Genomic DNA, 24590 nt, shown 5'->3' on the forward strand with positions numbered 1-24590 from the left:
ACGCCCTCGGTGCTTGGTCAGCTCATCGCGCTGTATGAGCACAAGGTGTTCGTCCAGGGGGCGATCTGGAACATCGACTCCTTCGACCAGTGGGGCGTGGAGCTGGGCAAGGTCCTGGCCAAGCGCGTCGAGCCCGCCCTGACCGAGGGCGCGGACGTCCCCGGCCTCGATGCGTCCACGAAGGCCCTGGTCACGAAGTACCGCGAACTGCGCGGGCGTTGAGCCCGACGACCAGGCCCGGCACCCTGCCCGTCGGGCCCCGGTCCACAAGTGGACCGGGGCCCGACGCCGTCCCCGTACCGAACCGCGCGGGCGGTCAGGGTGACGCCGGGGGATACAGATCCCGGGGCAGCTGGGAGGCCGCCGCCGCGTCCAGGAGCCACAGGGTGCGGGAGCGGCCGTAGGCGCCCGCCGCGGGGGCCTGGACCTCGCCCGCCCCGGACAGGGCGATCGCCGCCGCCTTCGCCTTGTCCTCGCCCGCCGCGAGCAGCCAGACCTCGCGGGCGGAGCGGATCGCGGGCAGCGTCAGCGAGACCCGGGTGGGCGGCGGCTTCGGCGCGCCGTGCACGCCGACCACCATCCGCTCCGTCTCGCGGACCGCGGGCAGCTCGGGGAAGAGCGACGCCACGTGGGTGTCCGGGCCGACGCCCAGCATGAGGACGTCGAAGGTCGGCACCGGGCCATGGTCCTCGGGACCGGCCGCCGCGGCCAGCTCGGCCGCGTACGCCTCGGCGGCGGCGTCCGCGCCGTCCGCGTCGGCGCCCACCCCGTACGGACCGTCCGACGCGGGCATCGGGTGCACCCGCGCCGGGTCGAGCGGCACCGAGTCGAGCAGGGCGGCGCGGGCCTGCGTGTAGTTGCGCTCGGGGTCGCCCTCCGGCAGGAAGCGCTCGTCGCCCCACCACAGGTCGAGCCGGGACCAGTCCACGGCGTCGCGCGCGGGGGCCGAACTCAGCGCCGCGAGCAGTCCGTTGCCGTTGCGGCCGCCGGTGAGGACCACGGAGGCGTAGCCACGGGCCGCCTGCGCGTCGACGATCTTCGTGATCAGGCGCGCCGCGGCGGCCTGAGCCATCAGCTCCTTGTCGCGGTGGACGACGAGCTGCGGTGCGGTGGTCACTTCGCGGCCGCCTTCTTGGCCGGGGCCTTCTTCGCGGAGGCCGCCTTCTTCGACGCACGGCCGCGGACCTCCGGGGCCTGCTCGGCCGGGGCGGAGCCGGACGCGTCCGGCTCCTGCGGGGCCGTCGCCGCCACGGTCGACCGCGCCGTCTCGTCGAGCCGGTCCACGCCGAACCTCAGCGCCGACGCGTACGTGTCGTCCGGGTCGAGGCGGCGCAGCTCCTCGGCGATCAGCTCGGAGGTCTCGCGGCGCTTGAGCGCCACCGCGCGGTCCGGCTGGCCCTGGATGGAGAGCGTGGCGAGCGCGCCGTCCGCGCGGTCGAGGACGATCGGGCCGCAGTTGGTCTCCATGCGCACGCCGGTCAGGCCCGGGCCCGTGGACAGGCTGCGCCTGACCGGCACGGAGAGCCGGTCGGCGAGCCACATCGCGAGCAGCTCGACGCTCGGGTTGAACTCCTCGCCCTCCACCTCGGCGGCGGTGACCTCGCAGGTGACCTGGTCCAGGGCGGCCGCGAGCATGGAGCGCCACGGCGTGATCCGGGTCCAGGACAGGTCGGTGTCGCCGGGGTGGTACGCCTCGGCGCGCGCGGTCAGCTCCCGGATGGGCTGCTCGGCGGCGTAGGTGTCGGTGACCCGGCGCTGGGCGAGCGCGCCCAGGGGGTCCTGGGCGGGGTCGATCGGGGCGTTCACCGGCCACCACACGACGGTCGGGGCGTCGGGCAGGAGCAGCGGCAGGACCACCGACTGGGCGTGGTTGACGACGTCGCCGTAGAGCCGCAGGACCACCGTTTCGCCGGTGCCCGCGTCGGCGCCGACGCGGACCTCGGCGTCCAGGCGCGAGGACGTGCGGTCCCTGGGCGAACGCGAGACGCGCTTGATGACGACGAGCGTGCGCGAGGGGTGCTCGCGCGAGGCCTCGCTCGCGGCCTTCAGGGCGTCGTACGCGTTCTCCTCGTCGGTGACGATGACGAGGGTGAGGACCATGCCCACGGCCGGGGTGCCGATCGCCCGGCGCCCCTGTACGAGCGCCTTGTTGATCTTGCTGGCCGTGGTGTCCGTAAGGTCGATCTTCATGGCCTGCGCCAGCTCCGTCCGTCTCGTGCGAGCATCTCGTCCGCCTCGACCGGACCCCACGTACCGGACGGGTACTGTGCGGGCTTGCCGTGGGTGTCCCAGTACTCCTCGATCGGGTCGAGGATCTTCCAGGACAGCTCGACCTCCTCCGTGCGCGGGAACAGGTTGGCGTCGCCGAGCAGGACGTCCAGGATCAGCCGTTCGTAGGCCTCCGGGCTGGACTCGGTGAAGGACTCGCCGTACGCGAAGTCCATCGACACGTCCCGGATCTCCATGGAGGTGCCGGGCACCTTGGAGCCGAAGCGGACCGTGATGCCCTCGTCCGGCTGGACGCGGATGACGATGGCGTTCTGGCCGAGCTCCTCCGTCGCCGTGTGGTCGAAGGGGGAGTGCGGGGCGCGCTGGAAGACGACCGCGATCTCCGTGACACGGCGGCCGAGGCGCTTGCCGGTGCGCAGGTAGAACGGCACGCCCGCCCAGCGGCGGTTGTCCACCGACAGCTTGACGGCGGCGTACGTGTCGGTCTTCGACTTCGCGTCGATGCCGTCTTCCTGGAGGTAGCCGACGGCCTTCTCGCCGCCCTGCCACCCGGCGGAGTACTGCCCGCGCACGGTGTCGCGGCCCAGGTCCTTCGGCAGGCGCACGGCGCCGAGCACCTTGGCCTTCTCGGCGACCAGCGCGTCCGCGTCGAAGGAGGCGGGCTCCTCCATGGCGGTCAGGGCCATGAGCTGGAGCAGGTGGTTCTGGATGACGTCACGGGCGGCGCCGATGCCGTCGTAGTAGCCCGCGCGGCCGCCGATGCCGATGTCCTCGGCCATGGTGATCTGCACGTGGTCGACGTAACTCCGGTTCCAGATCGGCTCGAACATCTGGTTGGCGAAGCGGAGCGCCAGGATGTTCTGGACGGTCTCCTTGCCCAGGTAGTGGTCGATCCGGAACACCTGGTCCGGGGCGAACACCTCGTGGACGATCGCGTTCAGCTCCTGGGCCGACTTCAGGTCGTGGCCGAAGGGCTTCTCGATGACGGCCCGGCGCCACGAGCCCTCGGGCGCGTCCGCGAGGCCGTGCTTCTTGAGCTGCTGGACGACCTGGGGGAAGAACTTCGGCGGGACCGACAGGTAGAAGGCGAAGTTGCCGCCCGTGCCCTGCTTCTTGTCCAGGTCCTCGATGGTGGCCTTGAGCTGCTCGAAGGCGTCGTCGTCGTCGAAGTTGCCCTGGACGAAGCGCATGCCCTGGATGAGCTGCTGCCAGACCTCCTCGCGGAAGGGCGTGCGCGCGTGCTCCTTGACCGCGTCGTGCACCTCCTGCGCGAAGTCCTCGTCCTGCCACTCACGACGGGCGAAGCCGATCAGGGAGAAGCCCGGCGGCAGCAGACCGCGGTTGGCCAGGTCGTACACCGCGGGCATGAGTTTCTTTCGGGACAAATCGCCCGTCACGCCGAAGATGACCAGGCCCGACGGCCCCGCGATGCGCGGGAGCCGTCGGTCCGCGGCGTCACGAAGCGGATTGGCTCCATGAACTGCGGTCAAGGTGTCAGCCCTCCGAGGGGGTGAGGCGCTTCAGCTCGGCCTCGGTCGACTTGAGCAGGTCGTTCCAGGACGCCTCGAACTTGTCGACGCCCTCGTCCTCCAGGAGCTGCACGACCTCGTCGTACGAGATCCCGAGCTTCTCGACGGCCTCGATGTCCGCGCGCGCCTGCTCGTACGTCCCGGCGATGGTGTTGCCGGTGATCTGGCCGTGATCGGCGGTGGCCTCGAGCGTGGCCTCCGGCATGGTGTTCACCGTGCCCGGCGCGACCAGGTCGTCGACGTACAGGGTGTCCTTGTACGCCTTGTCCTTCACGCCCGTCGACGCCCACAGCGGACGCTGCTTGTTGGCGTGCGCCTTGTCGAGCGCGACCCAGCGGTCAGAGGAGAAGACCTCCTCGTACGCCTCGTACGCGAGCCGGGCGTTGGCGAGGGCGGCCTTGCCGCGCTGCGCCTTGGCCTCGTCGGTGCCGAGGGCGTCGATGCGCTTGTCGATCTCGGTGTCCACGCGGGACACGAAGAAGGACGCCACCGAGTGGATCTTCTCCAGGTCCAGGCCGCGCTCCTTGGCCTTCTCCAGGCCCGCCAGATACGCGTCCATGACCTCGCGGTAGCGCTCGAGCGAGAAGATCAGCGTCACGTTGACGCTGATGCCGAGGCCGATGACCTCGGTGATCGCCGGGAGGCCCGCCTTGGTCGCGGGGATCTTGATCAGCGTGTTCGGCCGGTCCACCAGCCACGCCAGCTGCTTGGCCTCGGCGATCGTCGGCGCCGTGTGGTGGGCGAGCCGCGGGTCGACCTCGATCGACACGCGGCCGTCCTGGCCGCCCGTGGCGTCGAAGACCGGGCGCAGGATGTCGGCGGCGTCACGGACGTCCGCCGTCGTGATCATGCGGATCGCTTCCTCGACGGTCACCTTGCGCGCGGCGAGGTCGGCGAGCTGCTGCTCGTAGCCGTCGCCGGACGAGATGGCCTTCTGGAAGATCGACGGGTTGGTCGTGACGCCCACGACGTGCTGCTGGTCGATCAGTTCGGCGAGGTTGCCGGACGTGATCCGCTTGCGCGACAGGTCGTCCAGCCAGATCGCGACGCCTTCGTCAGAGAGGCGCTTGAGTGCGTCTGTCATGGAATTACATCTCCTACTGGTCGTATGAGGGCGTCAGCGCTGGGCTGCCGCGATCGATTCCCGTGCCGCCGCGGCGACCGCGTCGGCCGTGAATCCGAACTCGCGGAAGAGGACCTTTCCGTCCGCCGAAGCGCCGAAGTGTTCGAGCGAGACGATGCGGCCCGCGTCACCGACGTACTTGTGCCAGGTGAGACCGATGCCCGCCTCGACGGCCACGCGCGCCTTGACGGACGGCGGCAGCACGCTGTCGCGGTACCCCTGGTCCTGCTCTTCGAACCACTCGACCGACGGCATCGAGACGACCCGCGTGGGAACGCCCGCCGCCTGGAGCTGCTCGCGCGCCTCGACGGCGAGCTGCACCTCGGAGCCGGTGCCGATGAGAACGACCTGGGGGGTGCCGCCCTCGGCCTCGAACAGCACGTAGCCGCCCTTGGCCGCGCCCTCGGTGACCTCGCGGTCGTACGTCGGCACGCCCTGACGGGTCAGCGCGAGGCCGTGCGGGGCACCCTTGCCGAACTCCTTCGTGTAGCGCTTGAGGATCTCGCGCCACGCGATCGCGGTCTCGTTGGCGTCCGCCGGGCGGACCACGTTCAGACCCGGGATGGCGCGCAGCGTCGCGAGGTGCTCGACCGGCTGGTGCGTCGGGCCGTCCTCACCGAGGCCGATGGAGTCGTGCGTCCACACGTACGTCACCGGCAGGTGCATCAGGGCCGACAGGCGCACGGCGTTGCGCATGTAGTCGGAGAACACCAGGAAGGTGCCGCCGTAGATGCGGGTGTTGCCGTGCAGCGCGATGCCGTTCATCTCCGCGGCCATGGAGTGCTCGCGGATGCCGTAGTGGATCGTGCGGCCGTACGGGTCCGCCTCCGGCAGCGGGTTGTCCGCGGGCAGGAACGACGAGGTCTTGTCGATCGTGGTGTTGTTCGACCCCGCGAGGTCGGCGGAGCCGCCCCACAGCTCGGGGATGACCGCGCCGAGCGCCTGGAGGACCTTGCCGGAGGCGGCGCGCGTCGCGACGCCCTTGCCCGCCTCGAAGACCGGGAGCTTCTCCTCCCAGCCGGTGGGCAGCTCGCCCGCGGCGATCCGGTCGAACTCGGCGGCGCGCTCGGCGTTGGCGCCGCGCCACTCCTGGAACGACTTCTCCCACTCGGCCTTGGCCTGGCGGCCCCGGTCGAGGGCCTGACGGGTGTGGGCCAGGACCTCGTCGGCGACCTCGAAGGTCTGCTCGGGGTCGAAGCCCAGGACGCGCTTGGTGGCCGCGACCTCCTCGTCGCCGAGCGCCGAGCCGTGCGCGGCCTCGGTGTTCTGCGCGTTCGGCGCGGGCCAGGCGATGATCGAGCGCATCGCGATGAACGACGGCTTGTCCGTGACGGCCTTGGCCCGCTGGATCGCCGCGTACAGCGCCTGCGGGTCGAGGTCGCCGTTCTCCTTCGGCTCCACGCGCTGGACGTGCCAGCCGTAGGCCTCGTAGCGCTTCTCGGTGTCCTCGGAGACCGCGGTCTCCGTGTCGCCCTCGATCGAGATGTGGTTGTCGTCCCACAGCAGGATCAGATTGCCGAGCTTCTGGTGCCCGGCCATCGACGACGCCTCGGCGGAGATGCCCTCCTGGAGGCAGCCGTCACCGGCGATGGCGTAGACGAAGTGGTCGAACGGGGAGGTGCCGGGGGCCGCCTCCGGGTCGAAGAGACCGCGCTCGTAGCGCGCGGCCATCGCCATGCCCACGGCGTTCGCGACACCCTGGCCGAGCGGCCCCGTGGTGGTCTCGACGCCGACCGTGTGGCCGTACTCCGGGTGGCCCGGGGTCTTCGAGCCCCAGGTGCGGAACGCCTTCAGATCGTCCAGCTCAAGACCGAAACCGGCCAGGTAGAGCTGGATGTACAAGGTCAGCGAGGAGTGCCCCGCGGAGAGCACGAATCGGTCCCGGCCGGTCCAGTCGGCGTCCGCCGGGTCGTGCCGCATCACCTTCTGGAAAAGGGTGTACGCGGCAGGCGCGAGGCTCATGGCCGTACCCGGATGGCCGTTGCCGACCTTCTGTACGGAGTCCATGGCCAGGACCCGGCCGGTGTCGACGGCCCGCTGGTCCAGATCGGTCCACTCGAGGTCTGTGGTGGTCGGCTTGATGCTCACCCTGGGTCAGGGCTCCTCTCCACAATGTCGAATGCCGGTGGCAGGAACCGCACCGGCCGCTGTCGAGCCTACCCCTGTAAGAACGTGCGCTTTTTCGAGTCATTCCAGACTGCCGGGGCCCGCTCCGATCCGCCTCCTGAACGGGCGAAGGCGCTCTCACCATGTGAAGTCGGGACCGCTCATCTGGGTTCCGATTCCGCCCGGGGTGTCCGTTCGCGCGCCTGGCCCCGAAGACCGCTCGTCTGGCCGCTCAACACGAACCCACCCCCGCGAAGGGCCAGGTATGGGCAACGTCTACAGTGGCGTGGTACGCGCGAGCCTTTACCGGATCTTCATGTCTGAAGGTCCGCCGCGAGGCTTGCTGGGAGTCTCTGTCAGGGGTGTGCGTGACGGCCGTTGAATCCCGTCCAGTGGGGACGCTCGGGACGAGCCAGAGCCCGAGCCACCGGCCGTTCGGGGCCCGAGTCAAGGCGTTCGTGGCGCTGACGAAGCCACGGATCATCGAGCTGCTGCTGATCACCACCGTTCCGGTGATGTTCCTCGCCGAGCAGGGCGTGCCCGACCTGAAGCTGGTGTTCCTCACCTGCCTCGGCGGCTACCTGTCCGCAGGCGGGGCCAACGCGCTGAACATGTGGTACGACCGCGACATCGACGCCCTCATGGAGCGCACGTCGCAGCGGCCGCTGGTCACCGGCATGGTCAGCCCGCGTGAGTGCCTGGCCTTCGGCATCACGCTGGCGGTCGTCTCCACGCTGCTCTTCGGCCTCGCCGTCAACTGGCTGTCCGCCTGGCTGTCCCTCGGCGCGCTGCTCTTCTACGTGGTCGTCTACACGATGATCCTCAAGCGGCGCACCTCCCAGAACATCGTCTGGGGCGGCATCGCGGGCTGTCTGCCGGTGCTCATCGGCTGGTCGTCCGTGACCAACTCGATGTCGTGGGCGCCCGTCATCCTCTTCCTCGTGATGTTCTTCTGGACGCCGCCGCACTACTGGCCGCTGTCCATGCGGGTCAAGGAGGACTACGCGCGCGTGGGCGTGCCGATGCTCCCGGTCATCGCCTCCAACAAGGTGGTCGCCCGGCAGATCGTCCTCTACAGCTGGGTCATGGTCCTGGTCTCGCTGCTGCTCCAGCCGCTGGGCTACACCGGCTGGTTCTACACGGCCGTCGCCCTCGCCACGGGCGGCTGGTGGCTCTGGGAGGCGCACGCGCTCCAGAACCGCGCCAAGGCGGAGGAGACCGGCGCCAAGCTCAAGGAGATGCGCCTGTTCCACTGGTCCATCACCTATGTGTCGCTGCTGTTCGTGGCCGTCGCGGTGGACCCCTTCCTGCGCTAGCGACTCCGCTCGGGCTCCTCGGCCCCGTCGCCCTCCGGGTGGCGGGGCCGCCGCGCGTTCCGGGCGCGGTGCTCAGCGGTCGGTGAGGTGCAGATGGCCGTCCCCGTCGAGGCGGGCCGCGCGGCCGGTGCGGAACCAGCCGTCCCGCAGCGCCGCGTCCGTGGCCGCCTTGTCCCTGAGGTACCCCTCGAAGAGCAGCGGGCCGCGCACCCACAGCTCGCCGCCCGCGACCCGGACCGCCACCCCCGGCGCGGGCACCCCGCAGCTGCCGGGCCTGGACCGTACGTCGGCGTGGTCGAGGGCGGCGACGTCCCCCGCCTCGGGCGTGCTGAGGAAGGCCCGGACCCGGGCCGCGGGCGTCGCGGTGCGGATGGCCTCCAGCAGCCGCGGGGGAGCCGCGCCCGCCGCCGTCTCCGTGTCGGCGCAGCGCAGCGTGGCCAGGTGGTGCGGGGCCGTGTCCAGGACCTGCCACCACACCTCGGGCGGGCACACCAGACGCGTGGCGCGGTGCTCGCGCACGGCCGCGCAGATCGCCCCGGGCCCCGGCGCCTCCGGCAGCACGACGGTGCCCCGGGCCTGCCACTGCCGCAGCACGGCGGTCCACACGCCCCAGTGCCCCGCGGGGAAGCCGCACACCAGGGCGCCCGGCGCCTCGGGCCGACCGCCGCAGTGCGCGCGCAGGACGCTCGCGCGGTGCGACAGGACGACGCCGTGCGGGCGGCAGGGCCCGGCGAAGAGCACCAGGTGCGGGTCCCTCTCCGCGGGTTCCTCGCCGGGCTTCTGGGGCTTCGGGGGCTTGTCGGGTGACGCGGCACGCTGGGCGGGCGCGCCGCCGTCCTCAGGCGTGGCGTCCGGGAGTGCGGTGCCCGGGAGCGTGGCGTCCGGCAGCGCGGCGTCCGGGAGTGCGACACCCGGGCGTACGGCTTCCGGGCGTACGGCGTCCACACGCATGTCGTTCACACGTATCTCGTTCACACGCACGTCGTCCGCGCGCATGGAGTCCGCGAGTACGCCCGCCCCGAGGACGGCGTGCCGCGTCTGTGCCGCCGCCGCGAACCGCGTGCCCTCCGCCGCCCGCCCGGCGTCCGTCAGGACCAGGCGCGGAGCCGCCGCCCGCACGACCCGGGCCGACCACGCGTCCGGGCCGAGCGGCACGAGGACCGCCCCGGCGCGCGCGGCCCCCGCGTACACCTGGAGCGCCTCGACGGGAGCCCCGGCCGACGGCCACACCACGCGGTCGCCGCGGCGCACCCCGCAGGCCGCCAGGTGCCCGGCGACCCGGTCGGCGGCCGCGTCGAGGGCGGCGAAGGTGAGCACGCGCCCGCCGCACACCACGGCGGGGCGGTGCGGGGTGGCCCCGGCGGCGGACCGGACGACCTCGCCGACCAGCAGACCGGACATGCCCTCGTCCTACCACGGCCCGCCGCAAGGGGGAACGGCCGCGCGCGCGGGCGCGGCGACCGTGGCCGAGACCACGCCACCCGGGCGTCGCCGAACGATCTACCCGTCGGTAGCATCCTGTGCCATGGCAGACACGGAGCAGGGCACCGCCGGGACGGCAGAGCAGGGCGAGCAGACGGCCGCGGCGGCCCCGGTCGACAAGGAGGCCGCGCGCGCCGACCGCAAGGCCGCCAAGCTGGCCCGGCAGATCACCACGTTCGCGCGGGCCCACGGCGGCGCCGAGGGGCAGATCGCGTACATCGGGCAGCGAGGCTCCCGGATCGTCCTCGTCGGCGCGGACGGCGGCTGGGGCGACCTCGTCGCGCCGACCCACGCGATCGCCCTGAGCGCCGTGGAGAAGGCCGGGATCACCGTCCACGACGACTTCGACGGCGACTTCGCCGCCAAGGTGCGGACGGGTCCGTACGAATGGACGCGCATGGCGGGCATCCAGATCGGTGGCCCCTCGGGCGGATGAGACACGCCCGGGGCGGGCACGGAGTGACAAGGCGAGCAACACCTGTCGCCACGGTCACCCGTTAGGACCGTAGGAGTACGGTCCACCCAGGGGAGCCAGGATGATCGAAACGCCGTCCCTGGTGGACCAGCACTGCCACGGCGTCCTGCGCACGGAGCTCGGGCTCGGCACGTTCGAGGCGCACCTCGGCCGCGGCGAGGGCCCGCCCGCCCCGGGCACCACCTTCTTCGACACCCAGACCGGCTTCGCGGTACGCCGCTGGTGCCCGCCGCTCCTCGGGCTCGAACCGCACTGTCCGCCCGCCCGCTATCTGGCCCGGCGCCGGGAACTGGGCGTCCTGGAGGCCGGGCGGCGCCTGCTGCGCGGCAGCGGCATCACCACGTACCTCGTCGACACCGGCCTGCCCGGGGACCTCACAGGTCCGGGGGAGCTCGCGACCACCGGGGCCGCGGACGCCCACGAGATCGTGCGCCTCGAACTGCTCGCCGAGCAGGTCGCCGACACCTCCGGAACCGTCGACTCCTTCCTCGCCAACCTGGCCGAGTCCGTGCACGGGGCCGCGGCCGGAGCCGTCGCCTTCACCTCGGTCGCGGGGGCGCGCGGGGACCGGCCGCTGCCGCCCGAGCCGCCGGGCCCCGGCGAGGTGCGCGGCGCGGCGGGCCGCTGGCTCGCCGGGCGCCAGGTGGGCGGGGAGCTCGCCGACCCCGTGCTGCTGCGGCACCTGCTGTGGATCGCCGTGGCCTCCGGCCTGCCGCTCCAGCTGCACACCGGCGCCGCCGACCCCCAGCGGTCCTTCGGCGCGTTCGCCCGCGCCACCGCGGGGCTCGGCACCGACCTGGTGCTGCTGCACGGCTATCCGCACCACCGCGCGGCGGCCCACCTCGCGGGCGTCTTCCCGCACGTGTACGCGGATCTGGGCCCTGCCCTGGTGCGCACCGGGGCCCGCGCGGCGGCCGTGCTCGCCGAGATCCTGGAGCTGGCCCCCTTCGGCAAGCTGCTGTTCTCCAGCGGCGCCCACGGCCTGCCCGAGCTGCACGTGGTGGGGGCGACCCTGTTCCGCGAGGCGCTCAGCCGGGTGCTCGGCACCTGGGTGGCCGACGGCGCGTGGTCGCTCGCGGACGCGCAGCGGGTGGCGGCCATGATCGCGGCGGACAACGCGCGCCGGGTCTACGGCCTCACGGACGAGTGACGCCCCGCCACAGGGGCGGGGCGTCGGCAGGGAGCGGGCGCGGCGCTCAGACCGCGGACAGCTCCGCGTCGGCCTGCGCCGGGACCTCGGGCGCCGCCACGGGCCGCTCGCGCAGCGAGAGCAGCACCCGCAGCACCGCGATCCACACCAGGCACGAGCCCAGCATGTGGGCCGCGACCAGGACCTCCGGCAGGTCCGTGAAGTACTGGACGTAGCCGATCGCGCCCTGCGCGAGCAGCACCAGGAACAGGTCGCGGGTGCGGGCCAGCGGCCCCGCCGGGGCGTCGACGGCCTTGAGGACGAACCACAGGGCGAAGGCCAGCGTGACCACGATCCACGCCAGGACGGCGTGCAGCTTGGTGACGGACTCCCAGTCCAGGCCGATCGCGTCCACCTTCATGCGGGGCACGTCGCTGGAGTCGCCCGCGTGCGGGCCCGCGCCCGTCACGACCGTGCCGACCGCGATCAGGAGGACCGTCACCCCGGTCAGGACCCAGACGAGCTGCGCGACGGCCTTGCCGACCAGCGGGCGCGTGGGGGCGTCGCCCTCACGGGTGCGCTGCCAGGTCGCCGCGGCGACCGCGATCAGGGCGGTGGAGAGCAGGAAGTGCGCCGCGACCGTGTACGGGTTGAGGCCGACGAGCACGACGATGCCGCCGAGGACGGCGTTGCCCATGACGATCCAGAACTGCGCCCAGCCGTACCGGGTCAGGCTGCGCCGCCACGGCTTCTGCGAGCGGGCCGCGATGATCGCGAACCCGACGACCGCGCACAGGGCGTACGTCAGCATGCGGTTGCCGAACTCGACGACGCCGTGGAAGCCCATCTCGCTGGTCGCGGTGAGCGAGTCGTCGGTGCACTTGGGCCAGGTCGGGCAGCCGAGGCCCGATCCCGTCAGGCGTACGGCGCCGCCGGTGACCACGATGACGACCGTCATCACGAGGGCGGCGAGGGCCGCGCGCTGGACCGTCCGTGGGGTCGGGGTCCAGCGCTCGGCGATGAAGGCGAGCGGGTTGCGCGCGAACTGGGCGGCTTCGGCTCGGGTCACTTTGGGCACGGCCCCCATCGTAGGGGGCCGCTTGTGCACGGCTTCACGAGGGGGACGTATCCGCTCCAACTGTGATGCCGGTTACGCCCTGTGGGGCTCGTGGGCTACTCCCAGCGGAAGAAGCGGGCCGCCGCGCCGAGCCCGAGGACCGCCCACACCGCGAGGATCCCGAGGTCGCCCCACGGCATCGCGGCGCCGTCCTGGAGCACGTCGCGCAGGCCGTCCGAGAGGGCCGAGATGGGCAGCAGGGCGAGCGCGGACTCGACGGCTCCGGGGAACCGGTCGAGCGGCACGATGACGCCGCCGCCGACGAGGAGCAGCAGGAACACGAGGTTCGCGGCGGCCAGCGTCGCCTCGGCCCTGAGCGTGCCCGCCATCAGCAGGCCGAGCCCGGAGAAGGCCGCCGTACCGAGAACGAGGAGCAGCAGGACGGCCAGCGGGTTGCCGTGCGGCGACCAGCCGAGCGCGAAGGCGATGACGGTGAGGAGCGCGATCTGGAGCACCTCGGTGACCAGGACCGACAGGGTCTTCGCGGTCATCAGGCCCCAGCGCGGCAGCGGCGAGGCGCCGAGCCGCTTGAGCACGCCGTAGCGCCGCTCGAAGCCGGTGGCGATGGCCTGTCCGGTGAACGCCGTGGACAGGACGGCGAGCGCGAGGACGCCCGGGGCGAGGAAGTCCACGGGCTTCCCGTCGCCGGTGTCGACGACGTCGACGGCGCTGAAGAGGACGAGCAGCAGGGTGGGGATGACGATGGTGAGCAGCAGCTGTTCGCCGTTGCGCAGCAGCATCTTCGTCTCCAGGACCGCCTGCGCGCGGATCATCCGGGACAGGGGGGCCGCGCCCGGCCTGGGGGCGTACGTCCCCGGCGTACCGGCGGTGGCAGTGGTGTCGGGGGCGCTTGTCACGACCGCAGCTCCTTACCCGTGAGCTCCAAGAAGACGTCCTCCAGGGTGTGCCGTTCTACGGAGATCCGGTCCGGCATGACGCCGTGCTGCGCGCACCAGGAGGTGACGGTGGCGAGCAGCTGGGGGTCGACGGTGCCGCTCACGCGGTACGCGCCGGGGGTGAGTTCGGCGGCGGCGGAGTCGGGCGGCAGGGCCTTGAGGAGCGAGCCGACGTCGAGGCCGGGGCGGCCGGTGAAGCGCAGGGTGTTCTCGGCGCCGCCGCGGCACAGCTCCTCAGGGCTGCCCTGGGCGATGACCTTGCCGGCGTCGATGATGGCGACGTCGTCGGCGAGTTCCTCGGCCTCGTCCATGTAGTGGGTCGTGAGGATCACGGAGACGCCGTCGCGGCGCAGGTCGCGGACGAGGTCCCAGGTGGCGCGGCGGGCCTGCGGGTCGAGTCCGGCGGTGGGCTCGTCGAGGAAGACGAGCTCGGGGCGGCCGACGACGGCGAGGGCGAGGGCGAGCCGCTGCTGCTGGCCGCCGGAGAGGCGGCGGTAGCCGGTGCGGCCGCAGGACTCCAGGCCGAGGCGGGCGATGAGGGCGTCCACGTCGAGCGGGTGGGCGTGCAGCGCGGCGACGTGCCGCAGCATCTCGTCGGCGCGGGCGCCGGAGTAGACGCCGCCGGACTGGAGCATCACGCCGATGCGCGGGCGCAGCCGGGCGGCCTCGGTGACCGGGTCGAGGCCGAGGACGCGGACGGTCCCGGCGTCGGGGACGCGGTAGCCCTCGCAGGTCTCGATGGTGGTGGTCTTCCCGGCGCCGTTCGGGCCGAGCACGGCGGTCACGGTGCCTGCGCGGACGTCCAGGTCGAGGCCGTCCACCGCGGTCTTCGCCCCGTACCGCTTGACCAGGCCGTGGACCTGGACGACGGACTCATTTCCCATGACGGGAAGTCTAGAGAGGGGCGCGGGGGCCGTGGGCAGGGGGCTGACCCGGCCCCGTGCGCGGCCGGGTCAGGCGGTGTACGGCCGGTGCTCGGCCAGCCATCCTTGCGCGTAGGCGACGGCGTCGGGCAGCGGGAAGAGGCGGGCCGTGGCGGCGCCGACCAGGCCGCGTGTCACCGGGCGCTCCTTCTCGAAGGCGGCGCCCAGCTCGGCGAAGCGCTCTTCGGAGATGGCGGGCTCGCGCACGGTGAGCCAGCGGCGGCCCTCGTCCGTCATGACCGCGAAGGAGTTCTCCACCTCGGGTGCGGGCAGGCGGTACTCGGCCAGGTGGAAGGCCGTGCAGGTGTCGAAGCCCGCGCCCAGGAGCAGGACGCGCGCGCCCGCCGCCTCCAGGGCGGCCAGCGGGCTGCGCTCGCCGAGGCGGCAGTCGAGGGCGTGCTCGGCCATCAGCTCCTTCGCGCGGGCCCCGACGGCCGCGAAGGAGGTCTGCGGGTGGGCGCTGCGGACGGCGCCGGGCCAGGTGCGCACGGTCTCGGGGACGATGCCGACGCCGCGGACGCGGGCGGTGCGCGGGTCGTACGCGGGCATGGAGGCGCGGATCACGGGCCACCACTCCTCGGGCACGGGCGGGTGCTGCCACTCGGCCGGGTCGGAGTTGTCCGAGGAGTGGGTGGGCACCACCAGGGTGCCTTCGTCGCCGAGGGCGTCGAGGAGGGCGTGGACGACTGTTTCGGCGCCCCCGCAGACCCAGCCGAGCGAGCTGAGCGAGGTGTGCGTGAAGAGCGTGTCGCCGCGCCGCACGCCGAGCGCGCGCAGCTCGTCGGCGAGCGTGGCGCGCGTGCACAAAGGGCCGGTCACAGGGGGTGTCGACATGCTCAAGAAGTGTTGTGGAAAGCTTTCGCCGACGCCACTGATTTGATCGATCGATGATCGTTTCCGCAGGTCAGCTTAGGTGAACCTAAGTGATGCACCGCACCGCTCGGTGATCGGAGCATGGGTTGTCAGGCTCTGAGGAATTACGCAACAATGGCGTTGTGAAAAACGTTGGCGAGGCTCAGGAGACCCCTCCGGGGGCTCCCCAGGAAGAGCTCGCGACCGGTGAGCGGTCCACGCGCAACCGCGTCGCGCGCTCCATCCTGGACCACGGCCCGTCCACCGTGGCCGACCTCGCGGGCCGCCTCGGTCTGACCCAGGCCGCCGTCCGCCGCCACCTCGACGCCCTCGTCCAGGAGAACGTGGTCGAGGGCCGCGAGAAGCGGGTCTACGGCGCGCGCACGCGCGGCCGCCCCGCCAAGGTCTTCGCGCTCACCGACTGCGGCCGGGACGCCTTCGACCAGTCCTACGACAAGCTGGCCGCCGACGCCCTGCGCTGGATCGGGGAGACGCATGGCGAGGCGGCGATCGTCGCGTTCGCCCGGGCCCGCGTCGCCGAGCAGGCGAAGGCGTACCGGGCGGCGATGGACGCGGTCCCCGCGGCCGACCGCACCCAGGCCCTGGCGAAGGCATTGACCTCGGACGGGTACGCTGCTACGGCGCGTAGCGCACCCCATCCGCACAGCGGCGAGCAGCTCTGCCAGCACCACTGCCCGGTCGCCCACGTCGCCGAGCAGTATCCCCAGCTGTGCGAGGCGGAGACGGAGATCTTCTCCCAGCTGCTCGGGACGCACGTCCAGCGACTCGCCACCATCGCCCACGGCGACGGCGTCTGTACGACGTTCATCCCGCGCGGCGAGGTCCCGCACAGCACCCCACAGACCACCAACCACGCATCAGCAAGCACGGCCGGGAGGAACCCCGCATGACTCTCCCCACGGAGACTGCCCACCCTGAGCTCGAGGGCCTGGGCAATTACGAGTACGGCTGGGCCGACTCCGACGCGGCCGGTGCCGCCGCCAAGCGCGGTCTGAGCGAGGACGTCGTCCGCGACATCTCGGGCAAGAAGTCCGAGCCCGAGTGGATGACGAAGCTGCGCCTCAAGGGCCTGAAGCTCTTCGAGAAGAAGCCCATGCCGAACTGGGGCTCCGACCTGTCGGGCATCGACTTCGACAACATCAAGTACTTCGTGCGCTCCACGGAGAAGCAGGCGGAGTCCTGGGAGGACCTGCCCGAGGACATCAAGAACACGTACGACAAGCTCGGCATCCCCGAGGCGGAGAAGCAGCGCCTGGTCGCCGGCGTCGCCGCGCAGTACGAGTCCGAGGTCGTCTACCACCAGATCCGCGAGGACCTGGAGGAGCAGGGCGTCATCTTCCTGGACACCGACACGGCGCTCAAGGAGCACCCGGAGCTCTTCAAGGAGTACTTCGGGACCGTCATCCCCGCAGGTGACAACAAGTTCGCCGCGCTGAACACGGCCGTGTGGTCCGGCGGATCGTTCATCTACGTCCCCAAGGGCGTGCACGTCGAGATCCCGCTCCAGGCCTACTTCCGCATCAACACGGAGAACATGGGCCAGTTCGAGCGGACGCTGATCATCGTCGACGAGGACGCCTACGTCCACTACGTCGAGGGTTGTACGGCGCCGATCTACAAGTCGGACTCGCTGCACTCCGCGGTCGTCGAGATCATCGTGAAGAAGGGCGGCCGCTGCCGCTACACGACGATCCAGAACTGGTCGAACAACGTCTACAACCTGGTCACCAAGCGCGCCGTGGCCTACGAGGGCGCGACCATGGAGTGGATCGACGGCAACATCGGCTCCAAGGTCACCATGAAGTACCCGGCCGTCTACCTGATGGGCGAGCACGCCAAGGGCGAGACCCTGTCCATCGCCTTCGCGGGCGAGGGCCAGCACCAGGACGCCGGTTCCAAGATGGTCCACATGGCGCCGAACACGTCGTCCAACATCGTCTCCAAGTCGGTGGCGCGCGGCGGCGGCCGCACGTCGTACCGCGGCCTCGTCGAGATCGGTGAGGGCGCCGCCGGATCGAAGTCGAACGTGCTCTGTGACGCGCTGCTCGTCGACACGATCTCCCGCTCGGACACCTACCCCTACGTGGACGTCCGCGAGGACGACGTGTCCATGGGCCACGAGGCGACCGTCTCCAAGGTCTCCGAGGACCAGCTCTTCTACCTGATGAGCCGCGGCCTCACCGAGTTCGAGGCCATGGCGATGATCGTGCGCGGCTTCGTCGAGCCGATCGCCAAGGAGCTCCCCATGGAGTACGCCCTGGAGCTCAACCGGCTGATCGAGCTGCAGATGGAAGGCTCGGTCGGCTAGCACCGGCCCCGCCATCGAAGCAGCGACTGACTTACACGCAGAGAGAGAGCACGACGACAGCCATGGCTGAGGCTCAGAACATCCCGGTCGGGTCCACGACCGCCGGCACCATCGCGGTGGCCGCCGAGTCCACCGTCGCCACCCGCATGAGCGCGCCCCCGTCCTTCGACGTGGCGGACTTCCCGGTGCCGCACGGCCGCGAGGAGGAGTGGCGGTTCACCCCGCTGGAGCGCCTGCGCGGGCTGCACGACGGCACCGCCGCCGCGACCGGCGAGGGCGTCAAGGTCGAGGTCGAGGCCCCCGAGGGCGTCACCGTGGAGACCGTGGGGCGCGACGACGCCCGGCTCGGCAAGGCGGGTACCCCGGTGGACCGCGTCGCCGCCCAGGCGTACTCGGCCTTCGAGAAGGCCTCGGTCGTGACCGTCCCCAAGGAGACGGTGCTCAGCGAGCCGATCCGCATCGCCGTGCGCGGCGAGGGCGGCACCGCCTTCGGCCACCAGGTCATCGAGCTTGGCGCGTTCGCCGAGGCCGTCGTCGTGATCGACCACTCCGGCGACGCGGTCCTCGCCGCCAACGTGGACTACGTCCTCGGCGACGGCGCGAAGCTCACCGTCGTCTCCGTACAGGACTGGGACGACAAGGCGGTGCACGTCGCGCAGCACAACGCGCTCGTGGGCCGTGACGCCTCCTTCAAGTCCGTGGTCGTCACCTTCGGCGGTGACGTCGTCCGCATCCACCCGCGCGTGGCGTACGCGGGCACGGGCGGCGAGGCCGAGCTGTTCGGCCTGTACTTCACGGACGCGGGCCAGCACCAGGAGCACCGCCTCCTGGTCGACCACAACGTCCCGCACTGCAAGTCCAACGTCGTCTACAAGGGCGCCCTCCAGGGCGACGCCGCGCACGCCGTGTGGATCGGCGACGTCCTCATCGAGGCCTCGGCCGAGGGCACCGACACCTACGAGATGAACCGCAACCTCGTCCTGACGGACGGCGCCCGGGTCGACTCGGTGCCGAACCTGGAGATCGAGACCGGCGAGATCGTCGGCGCGGGCCACGCGTCGGCGACCGGCCGCTTCGACGACGAGCAGCTGTTCTACCTGATGGCACGCGGCATCCCGCAGCACGAGGCGCGCCGCCTCGTCGTCCGCGGCTTCTTCGCCGAGCTCGTCCAGCAGATCGGTGTCGCCGACATCGAGGAGCGGCTCATCGCGAAGATCGAAGAGGAGCTGGAGGCGTCCGTCGCATGACGTTCGTACGCGCCTGTGGACTGAGCGAGCTGGAGGAGGACACCCCGAAGCGGGTGGAACTCGACGGCACGCCGGTCTCGGTCGTCCACACCGAGGGTGAGGTGTTCGCGATCCACGACATCTGCTCGCACGCGAACGTCTCGCTCTCCGAGGGCGAGGTGGAGGACTGCCAGATCGAGTGCTGGCTGCACGGCTCCGCGTTCGACCTCCGCACCGGCAAGCCGTCCGGCCTTCCCGCGACGCGCCCCGTCCCCGTTTACCCCGTAAAGATCGAAGGGGACGACGTGCTCGTCTCCCTCTCCCAGGAGTCCTGAGGCACCCATGGCAACGCTTGAAATCCGCGACCTGCACGTGACCGTCGAGGTCGAGAACGGCACCAAGGAAATCCTCAAGGGTGTCGACCTGACCGTGAAGCAGGGCGAGACGCACGCCATCATGGGCCCGAACGGCTCCGGCAAGTCGACCCTCGCCTACTCCATCGCGGGCCACCCCAAGTACACGATCACGCAGGGCACCGTCACCCTCGACGGCGAGGACGTCCTGGCGATGGAGGTCGACGAGCGTGCCCGCGCGGGCATGTTCCTCGCCATGCAGTACCCCGTCGAGGTCCCCGGCGTCTCCGTCTCCAACTTCCTGCGCACGTCGGCGACGGCGATCCGCGGCGAGGCCCCCAAGCTGCGCACCTGGGTGAAGGAGGTCAAGGAGTCGATGGCCGGGCTCCAGATGGACCCGTCCTTCGCCGAGCGCAACGTGAACGAGGGCTTCTCCGGCGGTGAGAAGAAGCGCCACGAGATCCTCCAGATGGAGCTCCTCAAGCCGAAGATCGCGATCCTCGACGAGACCGACTCCGGCCTGGACGTCGACGCCCTGCGCGTCGTCTCCGAGGGCGTCAACCGCGTCCGTGACACGGGCGAGGTGGGCACCCTGCTCATCACGCACTACACGCGCATCCTGCGCTACATCAAGCCCGACTTCGTCCACGTCTTCGCGAACGGGCGCATCGCCGAGTCCGGCGGCCCCGAGCTCGCCGACAAGCTGGAGAACGAGGGCTACGAGGCGTACGTGAAGGGTGGCGCATCTTCGTGACACAGCTGCCGGGCCTCCTCGACGCCGAGGCGCTCCGCAAGGACTTCCCGATCCTGGACCGCACTCTCCACGACGGCAAGAAGCTCGTCTATCTGGACAACGCGGCCACGTCCCAGACCCCGCGCCAGGTCATCGACGCGGTCAGCGAGTACTACGAGCAGCACAACGCCAACGTCCACCGTGGCGTGCACGTCCTCGCCGAGGAGGCCACGGCGCTGTACGAGGGCGCCCGTGACAAGGTCGCGGCGTTCATCAACGCGCCGAGCCGCGACGAGGTGATCTTCACCAAGAACGCCTCGGAATCGCTCAACCTCGTGGCCAACATGCTCGGCTGGGCCGACGAGCCCTACCGCGTGGACCACGAGACCGAGATCGTCATCACGGAGATGGAGCACCACTCCAACATCGTGCCGTGGCAGCTGCTCTCGCAGCGCACGGGCGCGAAGCTGAAGTGGTTCGGTCTGACGGACGACGGCCGTCTTGACCTCTCCACCATCGACGAGGTCATCACGGAGAAGACGAAGATCGTCTCCTTCGTCCTGGTCTCCAACATCCTGGGCACGGTCAACCCGGTCGAGGCGATCGTGCGCCGCGCCCAGGAGGTCGGCGCGCTCGTCCTGATCGACGCCTCCCAGGCCGCGCCGCACATGCCGCTGGACGTACAGGCCCTCCAGGCCGACTTCGTGGCCTTCACCGGCCACAAGATGTGCGGTCCGACGGGCATCGGCGTGCTCTGGGGCCGCCAGGAGCTCCTGGAGGACCTGCCTCCGTTCCTCGGCGGCGGCGAGATGATCGAGACGGTGTCCATGCACTCCTCGACCTACGCCCCCGCGCCGCACAAGTTCGAGGCGGGTACGCCCCCGATCGCGCAGGCCGTCGGCCTCGGCGCGGCCGTGGACTACCTCACGGCCATCGGCATGGACAAGATCGAGCGGCACGAGCACGCGATCACCGAGTACGCGGTGAAGCGCCTGCTCGAGGTCCCGGACCTGAAGATCATCGGCCCGTCCACGGCCGAGGACCGGGGCGCCGCGATCTCCTTCACGCTCGGCGACATCCACCCGCACGACGTGGGCCAGGTCCTCGACGAGCAGGGCATCGCGGTCCGGGTCGGCCACCACTGCGCCCGCCCCGTGTGCCTGCGCTACGGAATTCCCGCGACCACGCGAGCGTCGTTCTATCTGTACTCCACGCCCGGCGAGATCGACGCCCTGGTCGACGGCCTGGAGCACGTACGGAACTTCTTCGGCTGAGGGGCTGGCTCGGAGTGAAGCTGGATTCGATGTACCAGGACGTGATCCTGGACCACTACAAGCACCCGCACGGGCGTGGTCTGCGCGACGGCGACGCCGAGGTGCACCACGTCAACCCGACGTGCGGCGACGAGATCACGCTGCGCGTCAAGTACGAGGGCTCGCGCATCAGCGACGTGTCGTACGAGGGCCAGGGCTGCTCCATCAGCCAGGCCAGCGCGTCCGTCCTGAACGAGCTGCTCGTCGGCAAGGAGCTCGCCGAGGCGCAGAAGATCCAGGCCGTGTTCCTGGAGCTGATGCAGTCCAAGGGCAAGCTGGAGCCGGACGACGCGATGGAGGAGGTCCTGGAGGACGCGGTCGCGTTCGCCGGGGTCTCCAAGTACCCCGCGCGCGTCAAGTGTGCTCTGCTGAGCTGGATGGCGTGGAAGGACGCGACGGCACAGGCCCTGGGGGCCGACGCCGACGCCGAAAGGAAGACGGCATGAGCGAGAACGAGACCCTGACGACGAAGCCCGCCTCGGAGGAAGAGGTCCGCGAGGCGCTCTACGACGTCGTCGACCCCGAGCTGGGCATCGACGTCGTCAACCTGGGCCTGATCTACGGCATCCACGTCGACGACGCCAACATCGCCACCATCGACATGACGCTCACCTCGGCGGCCTGCCCGCTGACCGACGTCATCGAGGACCAGGCGAAGTCCGCCACGGACGGCATCGTCAACGAGCTCCGGATCAACTGGGTCTGGATGCCGCCGTGGGGCCCGGACAAGATCACCGACGACGGCCGCGAACAGCTGCGGGCGCTCGGGTTCAACGTCTGACAGTTCTAAACGAAGGGCCCGGCGGTGCGCGCCGGGCCCTTCGCATTACCGGCGGCGCTTCACCGCGTCGGTGAAGACCTGGAAGGCGGCCACGCGTTGACCACCCCGCAAGCCTCGCAGGGTCGCGAGATGCCCGATGAGCAGTACGAGGCTCAGGATCAGTGGGATGCCTGCGAGGAGCAGTAGCTCGTAGGTGAAGGGCATGAAGAGAGCCTTCCGTCGTAGGGCGGTTGCCGCGATCGCGTGGCACCACGTAACCGAATCCCCTGCCGACGCGGCCACCACGCTTGCGGGGCCAACGCACGATTCCCCAGGTCAGGGCGCATGAGCGGGTTTTCCCGGCGGGACGGCGGCTCAGCGGCGGAATCCCCGCTCCGGGTCACGTGCGGTCTCTTCGTAGAAGGGCCTGAACCAGTCCTCCGCTTCAAGGTTCGCGATGCCCATGAACTGGTTGAGGTGGTGGTCGGAGTCCTCGATGCCCTGGGACCAGGGCTCGTACAGGAACAGCACATCGGTGTCTTCCAGAAGGACGTCCAGGCACAGGCCCCAGTCCCAGTCGTCGTGGTGCGCCGGCAGTCCCTCTACGAACGAGGTGACCAGCTCGGGGTCGTCGATCACCATGCTCGATGCGTGATCGACGGCTATGTGCAAGGCCATCTCCTCGCCTGTACAGGTGGGCTGCGGCCACTTTCCGGCCCTGATGTCACTGGCCAAGTCGTCGAAACAGCGCACCATTTGTCGACGCCAATGACTGTCCTGGCGCCAGGTCAGGACCGGGAGGTCGCTGAAGGTGAAGGCGTAGTTGTCGCCGAGGTCGACCGGGCGGTCGCCGATCTCTTCGAGTGTGTCGTACGAAAGATCGGCCACGATGTCGCAAGCGGCTTTCAGTACCTTCAGCGTGCGAGCAGTCGGACCGTACTCCTGGTCTTCGTCCCAGTCCTCTTCTCCGTCCGCCTCATCCTCGGGCGCCGGTGGCGGAGCCAACTCGTCCGGTATGGATCTGCGGTCCACGCCCGGATAGTTGTAGTACGACTGCGAAACCTCGTCCCCTGCCTCTGCTGCCTGCCTGTACCACTCGCTCGCGGTCTGCCGGTCGCGCTTCCGGAAATGGAGATTGCCCATGAGGCGGAGGGACAGGACATCTCCGGCGTCGATGGCCCGCTGAAGCCACCCGATTGCTTCCCGCGCGTCGCCCCGTTCGTAGAGGAGTCCCAACGTGCGGAGGGTGTCCACATCTCCCGCGTCAGCGAGGGGCAGCAAGGCGCGTCTGCCGATGTCCATTCGGTCGTTGGCGTGAGCGGCCAGAGCGATGCCAAAGCGCTGATGCTTGCGGGAACCCTGTTTGAGGGCAACTTCCCAGATCTCGTCAGGGATGAGCTCTGGTGAGGGGCCTCGATCTCTCAGATGCGCGTCCAGGAGGTAGTCGAACGGCCTGAGGCCGTCCCCTTCAGGAATCAGCAGCCTTGTCACGGCGTCCCGGGGGCTCGTCGCCCAGGACAGCGCGGTGCCGAAGGGCTCCGGGGCGATCAGCTGCTTGTTACGCCCTGGCAGATACCGCTCGTGTAGTTCCTTGAGCAGTTCGACGGACAACGGATCGGTGAGTCCCGCCAGCGCTAGATCGATCGCGGTCCAGACCAGCGCGGCTCCCCTAGGGTTGCCGTTCACGACCGATGCGCTGCGCAGCTCCCGCCAGAGCTGGGGGCCTGTGGCCAGTGTCTCCGCGATGCCGAAGTCATCTGCCTGGTCGAGGGCCAGCCGCAGCCGCTCGTCGCGGTGGGACCGAAGCTTCTCGCGAGCGCGTTCGAGTTCCTTCGGGGACCACAGCCGCTCGACTTCAAACTCTTCGGCAAGTCGCACCAGTTCGTGGGAAGGGAGATCAACGCGGATGCGAGAACGCATCGTGCCGAGCACTACGGTTCGCGCCGCGCGCAGCGCGCGTATGTCGTTGAGTGCCAGGCCCTCCGGCCCCAGGTGCTGCTCCATGTCGTTGAGCCAGAGGACGCAGCGTGTCCCGGACCTGGCCGCACGAACCGCTTCGCTGACCGCATGCGGAAGGTCGGTTACATGGTGAGGCACGATCAGTCGGTGATCCGGCAGCGTTGCGGTCATCGCCTCATAGGCGCATCGCGTCTTACCGGCCGTAGAGGGGCCGGTGAGGAGGAGGACGCCGCCGTCTTCGCCGAACCGGGACAAGGCATTGCGTACGGCAGGGTCGATATCACGTGGAATGTACGCAGGGGGGGCGTTTCCATCCTCTGTGGTGCGTGCTCGGTGCACCTTGAGTTCGAGCGGGTCGGCCTCCCGCACGAGAAACGTCGCTACGCCTGGGTGCTCAGCGGCGACGGGATCTCTCTGTGCGCTCTTGTAGAGCCGCTCCCAGGAGCGCCGATCGAACCTTCCTCTTGGCAGCGAAGCCGCCTTCTCCAAGGCGCTGAGAAAAGATTCCAGGACGGACCACGAGGAGGGAATGCGTTGTCCTGTCTTCCATGCGCTGACCGCCGACGCGCTGACGCTCGGGCGCTCACTCCCCTGACTGGCGTGGGCGATCTTCTTCAAGGTGGGCCTTGTGCTGCCCTCGCGAGCCGCTTCGGTCATGGCTGCCTGAATGGCCCGAGTGAATGCTGCCCTGACGTCCGAATCACGTGCGGAGTGCTCCATGCCGCGATGATGCCTGACGC

23 protein-coding genes and 1 pseudogene are annotated in these 24590 nt (G+C 70.6%); 12 read left to right on the top strand and 12 right to left on the bottom strand.

Features of this window, described 5'->3' with window-relative positions:
• Positions 1-222 (top strand): annotated as a pseudogene (locus tag ACIG3E_RS35800) (glucose-6-phosphate isomerase); the annotation flags it as partial.
• A gap of 94 nt (positions 223-316) precedes the next feature.
• Here ACIG3E_RS35800 and pgl read toward each other — a convergent pair.
• Genes pgl through tkt form a run of 5 tightly spaced genes read right to left on the bottom strand, consistent with a single transcriptional unit; the run spans position 317 to position 6969 of the window.
• Complete coding sequence (pgl, locus tag ACIG3E_RS35805; RefSeq protein WP_399624307.1) at positions 317-1117, bottom strand: 6-phosphogluconolactonase; 801 nt, start codon at positions 1115-1117, stop codon at positions 317-319.
• Entirely contained in the window at positions 1114-2190 is a 1077-nt protein-coding gene (opcA, locus tag ACIG3E_RS35810; RefSeq protein ID WP_399624309.1) for a glucose-6-phosphate dehydrogenase assembly protein OpcA, read from the bottom strand. The genes pgl and opcA overlap by 4 nt, the downstream gene beginning before the upstream one ends.
• Complete coding sequence (zwf, locus tag ACIG3E_RS35815; protein ID WP_138959078.1) at positions 2187-3719, bottom strand: glucose-6-phosphate dehydrogenase; 1533 nt, start codon at positions 3717-3719, stop codon at positions 2187-2189. Before zwf ends, opcA begins: the two co-directional genes overlap by 4 nt.
• Before the next feature lie 4 nt (positions 3720-3723).
• Complete coding sequence (gene tal, locus ACIG3E_RS35820) at positions 3724-4842, bottom strand: transaldolase (protein ID WP_399624312.1); 1119 nt, start codon at positions 4840-4842, stop codon at positions 3724-3726.
• Between the two features lie 33 nt (positions 4843-4875).
• Entirely contained in the window at positions 4876-6969 is a 2094-nt protein-coding gene (gene tkt, locus ACIG3E_RS35825; protein WP_399624314.1) for a transketolase, read from the bottom strand.
• 380 nt (positions 6970-7349) lie between these two features.
• Between tkt and ACIG3E_RS35830 the strand changes: the two genes are divergently transcribed.
• Complete coding sequence (locus ACIG3E_RS35830) at positions 7350-8303, top strand: heme o synthase (RefSeq protein WP_399624316.1); 954 nt, start codon at positions 7350-7352, stop codon at positions 8301-8303.
• Positions 8304-8375: 72 nt separating this feature from the next.
• Here ACIG3E_RS35830 and ACIG3E_RS35835 read toward each other — a convergent pair whose 3' ends face one another.
• Positions 8376-9704, bottom strand: coding sequence for an AMP-binding protein (locus tag ACIG3E_RS35835; RefSeq protein ID WP_399624318.1), 1329 nt, complete (start codon positions 9702-9704; stop codon positions 8376-8378).
• 124 nt (positions 9705-9828) lie between these two features.
• On the opposite strand from ACIG3E_RS35835, the gene ACIG3E_RS35840 reads away from it, so the two are divergent.
• On the top strand, positions 9829-10221 hold the full coding sequence (locus ACIG3E_RS35840) for a hypothetical protein (protein ID WP_399624320.1): 393 nt from the start codon (positions 9829-9831) through the stop codon (positions 10219-10221).
• Between the two features lie 100 nt (positions 10222-10321).
• Positions 10322-11410, top strand: a complete 1089-nt coding sequence (locus ACIG3E_RS35845; RefSeq protein WP_399624322.1) for an amidohydrolase family protein — start codon at positions 10322-10324, stop codon at positions 11408-11410.
• A gap of 46 nt (positions 11411-11456) precedes the next feature.
• Here ACIG3E_RS35845 and ACIG3E_RS35850 read toward each other — a convergent pair whose 3' ends face one another.
• The 4 genes from ACIG3E_RS35850 to ACIG3E_RS35865 form a co-directional block, all read right to left on the bottom strand.
• Positions 11457-12476, bottom strand: a complete 1020-nt coding sequence (locus ACIG3E_RS35850) for a heme A synthase (protein WP_399624580.1) — start codon at positions 12474-12476, stop codon at positions 11457-11459.
• An 86-nt stretch (positions 12477-12562) separates the two neighbouring features.
• A complete protein-coding gene (locus tag ACIG3E_RS35855; RefSeq protein ID WP_399624581.1) occupies positions 12563-13279 on the bottom strand; it encodes an ABC transporter permease in 717 nt (238 codons plus the stop codon).
• An 80-nt stretch (positions 13280-13359) separates the two neighbouring features.
• Positions 13360-14286: an ABC transporter ATP-binding protein gene (locus ACIG3E_RS35860; RefSeq protein WP_399624325.1), complete on the bottom strand. Its 927-nt coding sequence runs from the start codon at positions 14284-14286 to the stop codon at positions 13360-13362.
• A gap of 69 nt (positions 14287-14355) precedes the next feature.
• On the bottom strand, positions 14356-15159 hold the full coding sequence (locus tag ACIG3E_RS35865) for an aminoglycoside N(3)-acetyltransferase (protein WP_399624327.1): 804 nt from the start codon (positions 15157-15159) through the stop codon (positions 14356-14358).
• 161 nt (positions 15160-15320) lie between these two features.
• Between ACIG3E_RS35865 and ACIG3E_RS35870 the strand changes: the two genes are divergently transcribed.
• The 8 genes from ACIG3E_RS35870 (at position 15321) to ACIG3E_RS35905 (ending at position 21912) form a co-directional block, all read left to right on the top strand.
• On the top strand, positions 15321-16088 hold the full coding sequence (locus tag ACIG3E_RS35870) for a helix-turn-helix transcriptional regulator (RefSeq protein WP_399624329.1): 768 nt from the start codon (positions 15321-15323) through the stop codon (positions 16086-16088).
• Positions 16085-17506, top strand: a complete 1422-nt coding sequence (sufB, locus tag ACIG3E_RS35875; RefSeq protein WP_138959068.1) for a Fe-S cluster assembly protein SufB — start codon at positions 16085-16087, stop codon at positions 17504-17506. The genes ACIG3E_RS35870 and sufB overlap by 4 nt, the downstream gene beginning before the upstream one ends.
• Positions 17507-17568: 62 nt before the next feature.
• Entirely contained in the window at positions 17569-18753 is a 1185-nt protein-coding gene (sufD, locus tag ACIG3E_RS35880; RefSeq protein ID WP_399624331.1) for a Fe-S cluster assembly protein SufD, read from the top strand.
• Entirely contained in the window at positions 18750-19067 is a 318-nt protein-coding gene (locus ACIG3E_RS35885; protein WP_030687200.1) for a bifunctional 3-phenylpropionate/cinnamic acid dioxygenase ferredoxin subunit, read from the top strand. Before sufD ends, ACIG3E_RS35885 begins: the two co-directional genes overlap by 4 nt.
• A gap of 7 nt (positions 19068-19074) precedes the next feature.
• Positions 19075-19839 (top strand): Fe-S cluster assembly ATPase SufC, encoded by a 765-nt coding sequence (sufC, locus tag ACIG3E_RS35890; RefSeq protein ID WP_399624333.1) that lies wholly within the window; start codon positions 19075-19077, stop codon positions 19837-19839.
• Complete coding sequence (locus ACIG3E_RS35895; RefSeq protein ID WP_399624335.1) at positions 19836-21092, top strand: cysteine desulfurase; 1257 nt, start codon at positions 19836-19838, stop codon at positions 21090-21092. Before sufC ends, ACIG3E_RS35895 begins: the two co-directional genes overlap by 4 nt.
• A gap of 14 nt (positions 21093-21106) precedes the next feature.
• Positions 21107-21577, top strand: a complete 471-nt coding sequence (gene sufU / locus ACIG3E_RS35900; protein WP_138959064.1) for a Fe-S cluster assembly sulfur transfer protein SufU — start codon at positions 21107-21109, stop codon at positions 21575-21577.
• Positions 21574-21912, top strand: coding sequence for a metal-sulfur cluster assembly factor (locus ACIG3E_RS35905; protein WP_030687191.1), 339 nt, complete (start codon positions 21574-21576; stop codon positions 21910-21912). Before sufU ends, ACIG3E_RS35905 begins: the two co-directional genes overlap by 4 nt.
• A gap of 45 nt (positions 21913-21957) precedes the next feature.
• On the opposite strand, the gene ACIG3E_RS35910 is transcribed toward ACIG3E_RS35905, so the two are convergent.
• Positions 21958-22116 (bottom strand): hypothetical protein, encoded by a 159-nt coding sequence (locus ACIG3E_RS35910; protein ID WP_399624338.1) that lies wholly within the window; start codon positions 22114-22116, stop codon positions 21958-21960.
• 150 nt (positions 22117-22266) lie between these two features.
• Positions 22267-24570 (bottom strand): tetratricopeptide repeat protein, encoded by a 2304-nt coding sequence (locus ACIG3E_RS35915; RefSeq protein WP_399624340.1) that lies wholly within the window; start codon positions 24568-24570, stop codon positions 22267-22269.
• Between the last annotated feature and the right edge of the window lie 20 nt (positions 24571-24590).

Origin of the sequence: Streptomyces sp. NPDC053474 (genome assembly GCF_044544845.1) — a bacterium.
Lineage (GTDB): Bacteria > Actinomycetota > Actinomycetes > Streptomycetales > Streptomycetaceae > Streptomyces.

Coding starts and splice junctions, on each gene's coding strand:
- opcA (WP_399624309.1), bottom strand. CDS start 2,190: ATGAAGATCGACCTTACGGACACCACGGCCAGCAAGATCAACAAGGCG.
- ACIG3E_RS35840 (WP_399624320.1), top strand. CDS start 9,829: ATGGCAGACACGGAGCAGGGCACCGCCGGGACGGCAGAGCAGGGCGAG.
- ACIG3E_RS35845 (WP_399624322.1), top strand. CDS start 10,322: ATGATCGAAACGCCGTCCCTGGTGGACCAGCACTGCCACGGCGTCCTG.
- ACIG3E_RS35850 (WP_399624580.1), bottom strand. CDS start 12,476: ATGGGGGCCGTGCCCAAAGTGACCCGAGCCGAAGCCGCCCAGTTCGCG.
- sufB (WP_138959068.1), top strand. CDS start 16,085: ATGACTCTCCCCACGGAGACTGCCCACCCTGAGCTCGAGGGCCTGGGC.
- ACIG3E_RS35860 (WP_399624325.1), bottom strand. CDS start 14,286: ATGGGAAATGAGTCCGTCGTCCAGGTCCACGGCCTGGTCAAGCGGTAC.
- ACIG3E_RS35885 (WP_030687200.1), top strand. CDS start 18,750: ATGACGTTCGTACGCGCCTGTGGACTGAGCGAGCTGGAGGAGGACACC.
- tal (WP_399624312.1), bottom strand. CDS start 4,842: ATGACAGACGCACTCAAGCGCCTCTCTGACGAAGGCGTCGCGATCTGG.
- sufD (WP_399624331.1), top strand. CDS start 17,569: ATGGCTGAGGCTCAGAACATCCCGGTCGGGTCCACGACCGCCGGCACC.
- ACIG3E_RS35905 (WP_030687191.1), top strand. CDS start 21,574: ATGAGCGAGAACGAGACCCTGACGACGAAGCCCGCCTCGGAGGAAGAG.
- ACIG3E_RS35915 (WP_399624340.1), bottom strand. CDS start 24,570: ATGGAGCACTCCGCACGTGATTCGGACGTCAGGGCAGCATTCACTCGG.
- ACIG3E_RS35855 (WP_399624581.1), bottom strand. CDS start 13,279: ATGATCCGCGCGCAGGCGGTCCTGGAGACGAAGATGCTGCTGCGCAAC.
- ACIG3E_RS35865 (WP_399624327.1), bottom strand. CDS start 15,159: ATGTCGACACCCCCTGTGACCGGCCCTTTGTGCACGCGCGCCACGCTC.
- sufC (WP_399624333.1), top strand. CDS start 19,075: ATGGCAACGCTTGAAATCCGCGACCTGCACGTGACCGTCGAGGTCGAG.
- ACIG3E_RS35835 (WP_399624318.1), bottom strand. CDS start 9,704: ATGTCCGGTCTGCTGGTCGGCGAGGTCGTCCGGTCCGCCGCCGGGGCC.
- ACIG3E_RS35910 (WP_399624338.1), bottom strand. CDS start 22,116: ATGCCCTTCACCTACGAGCTACTGCTCCTCGCAGGCATCCCACTGATC.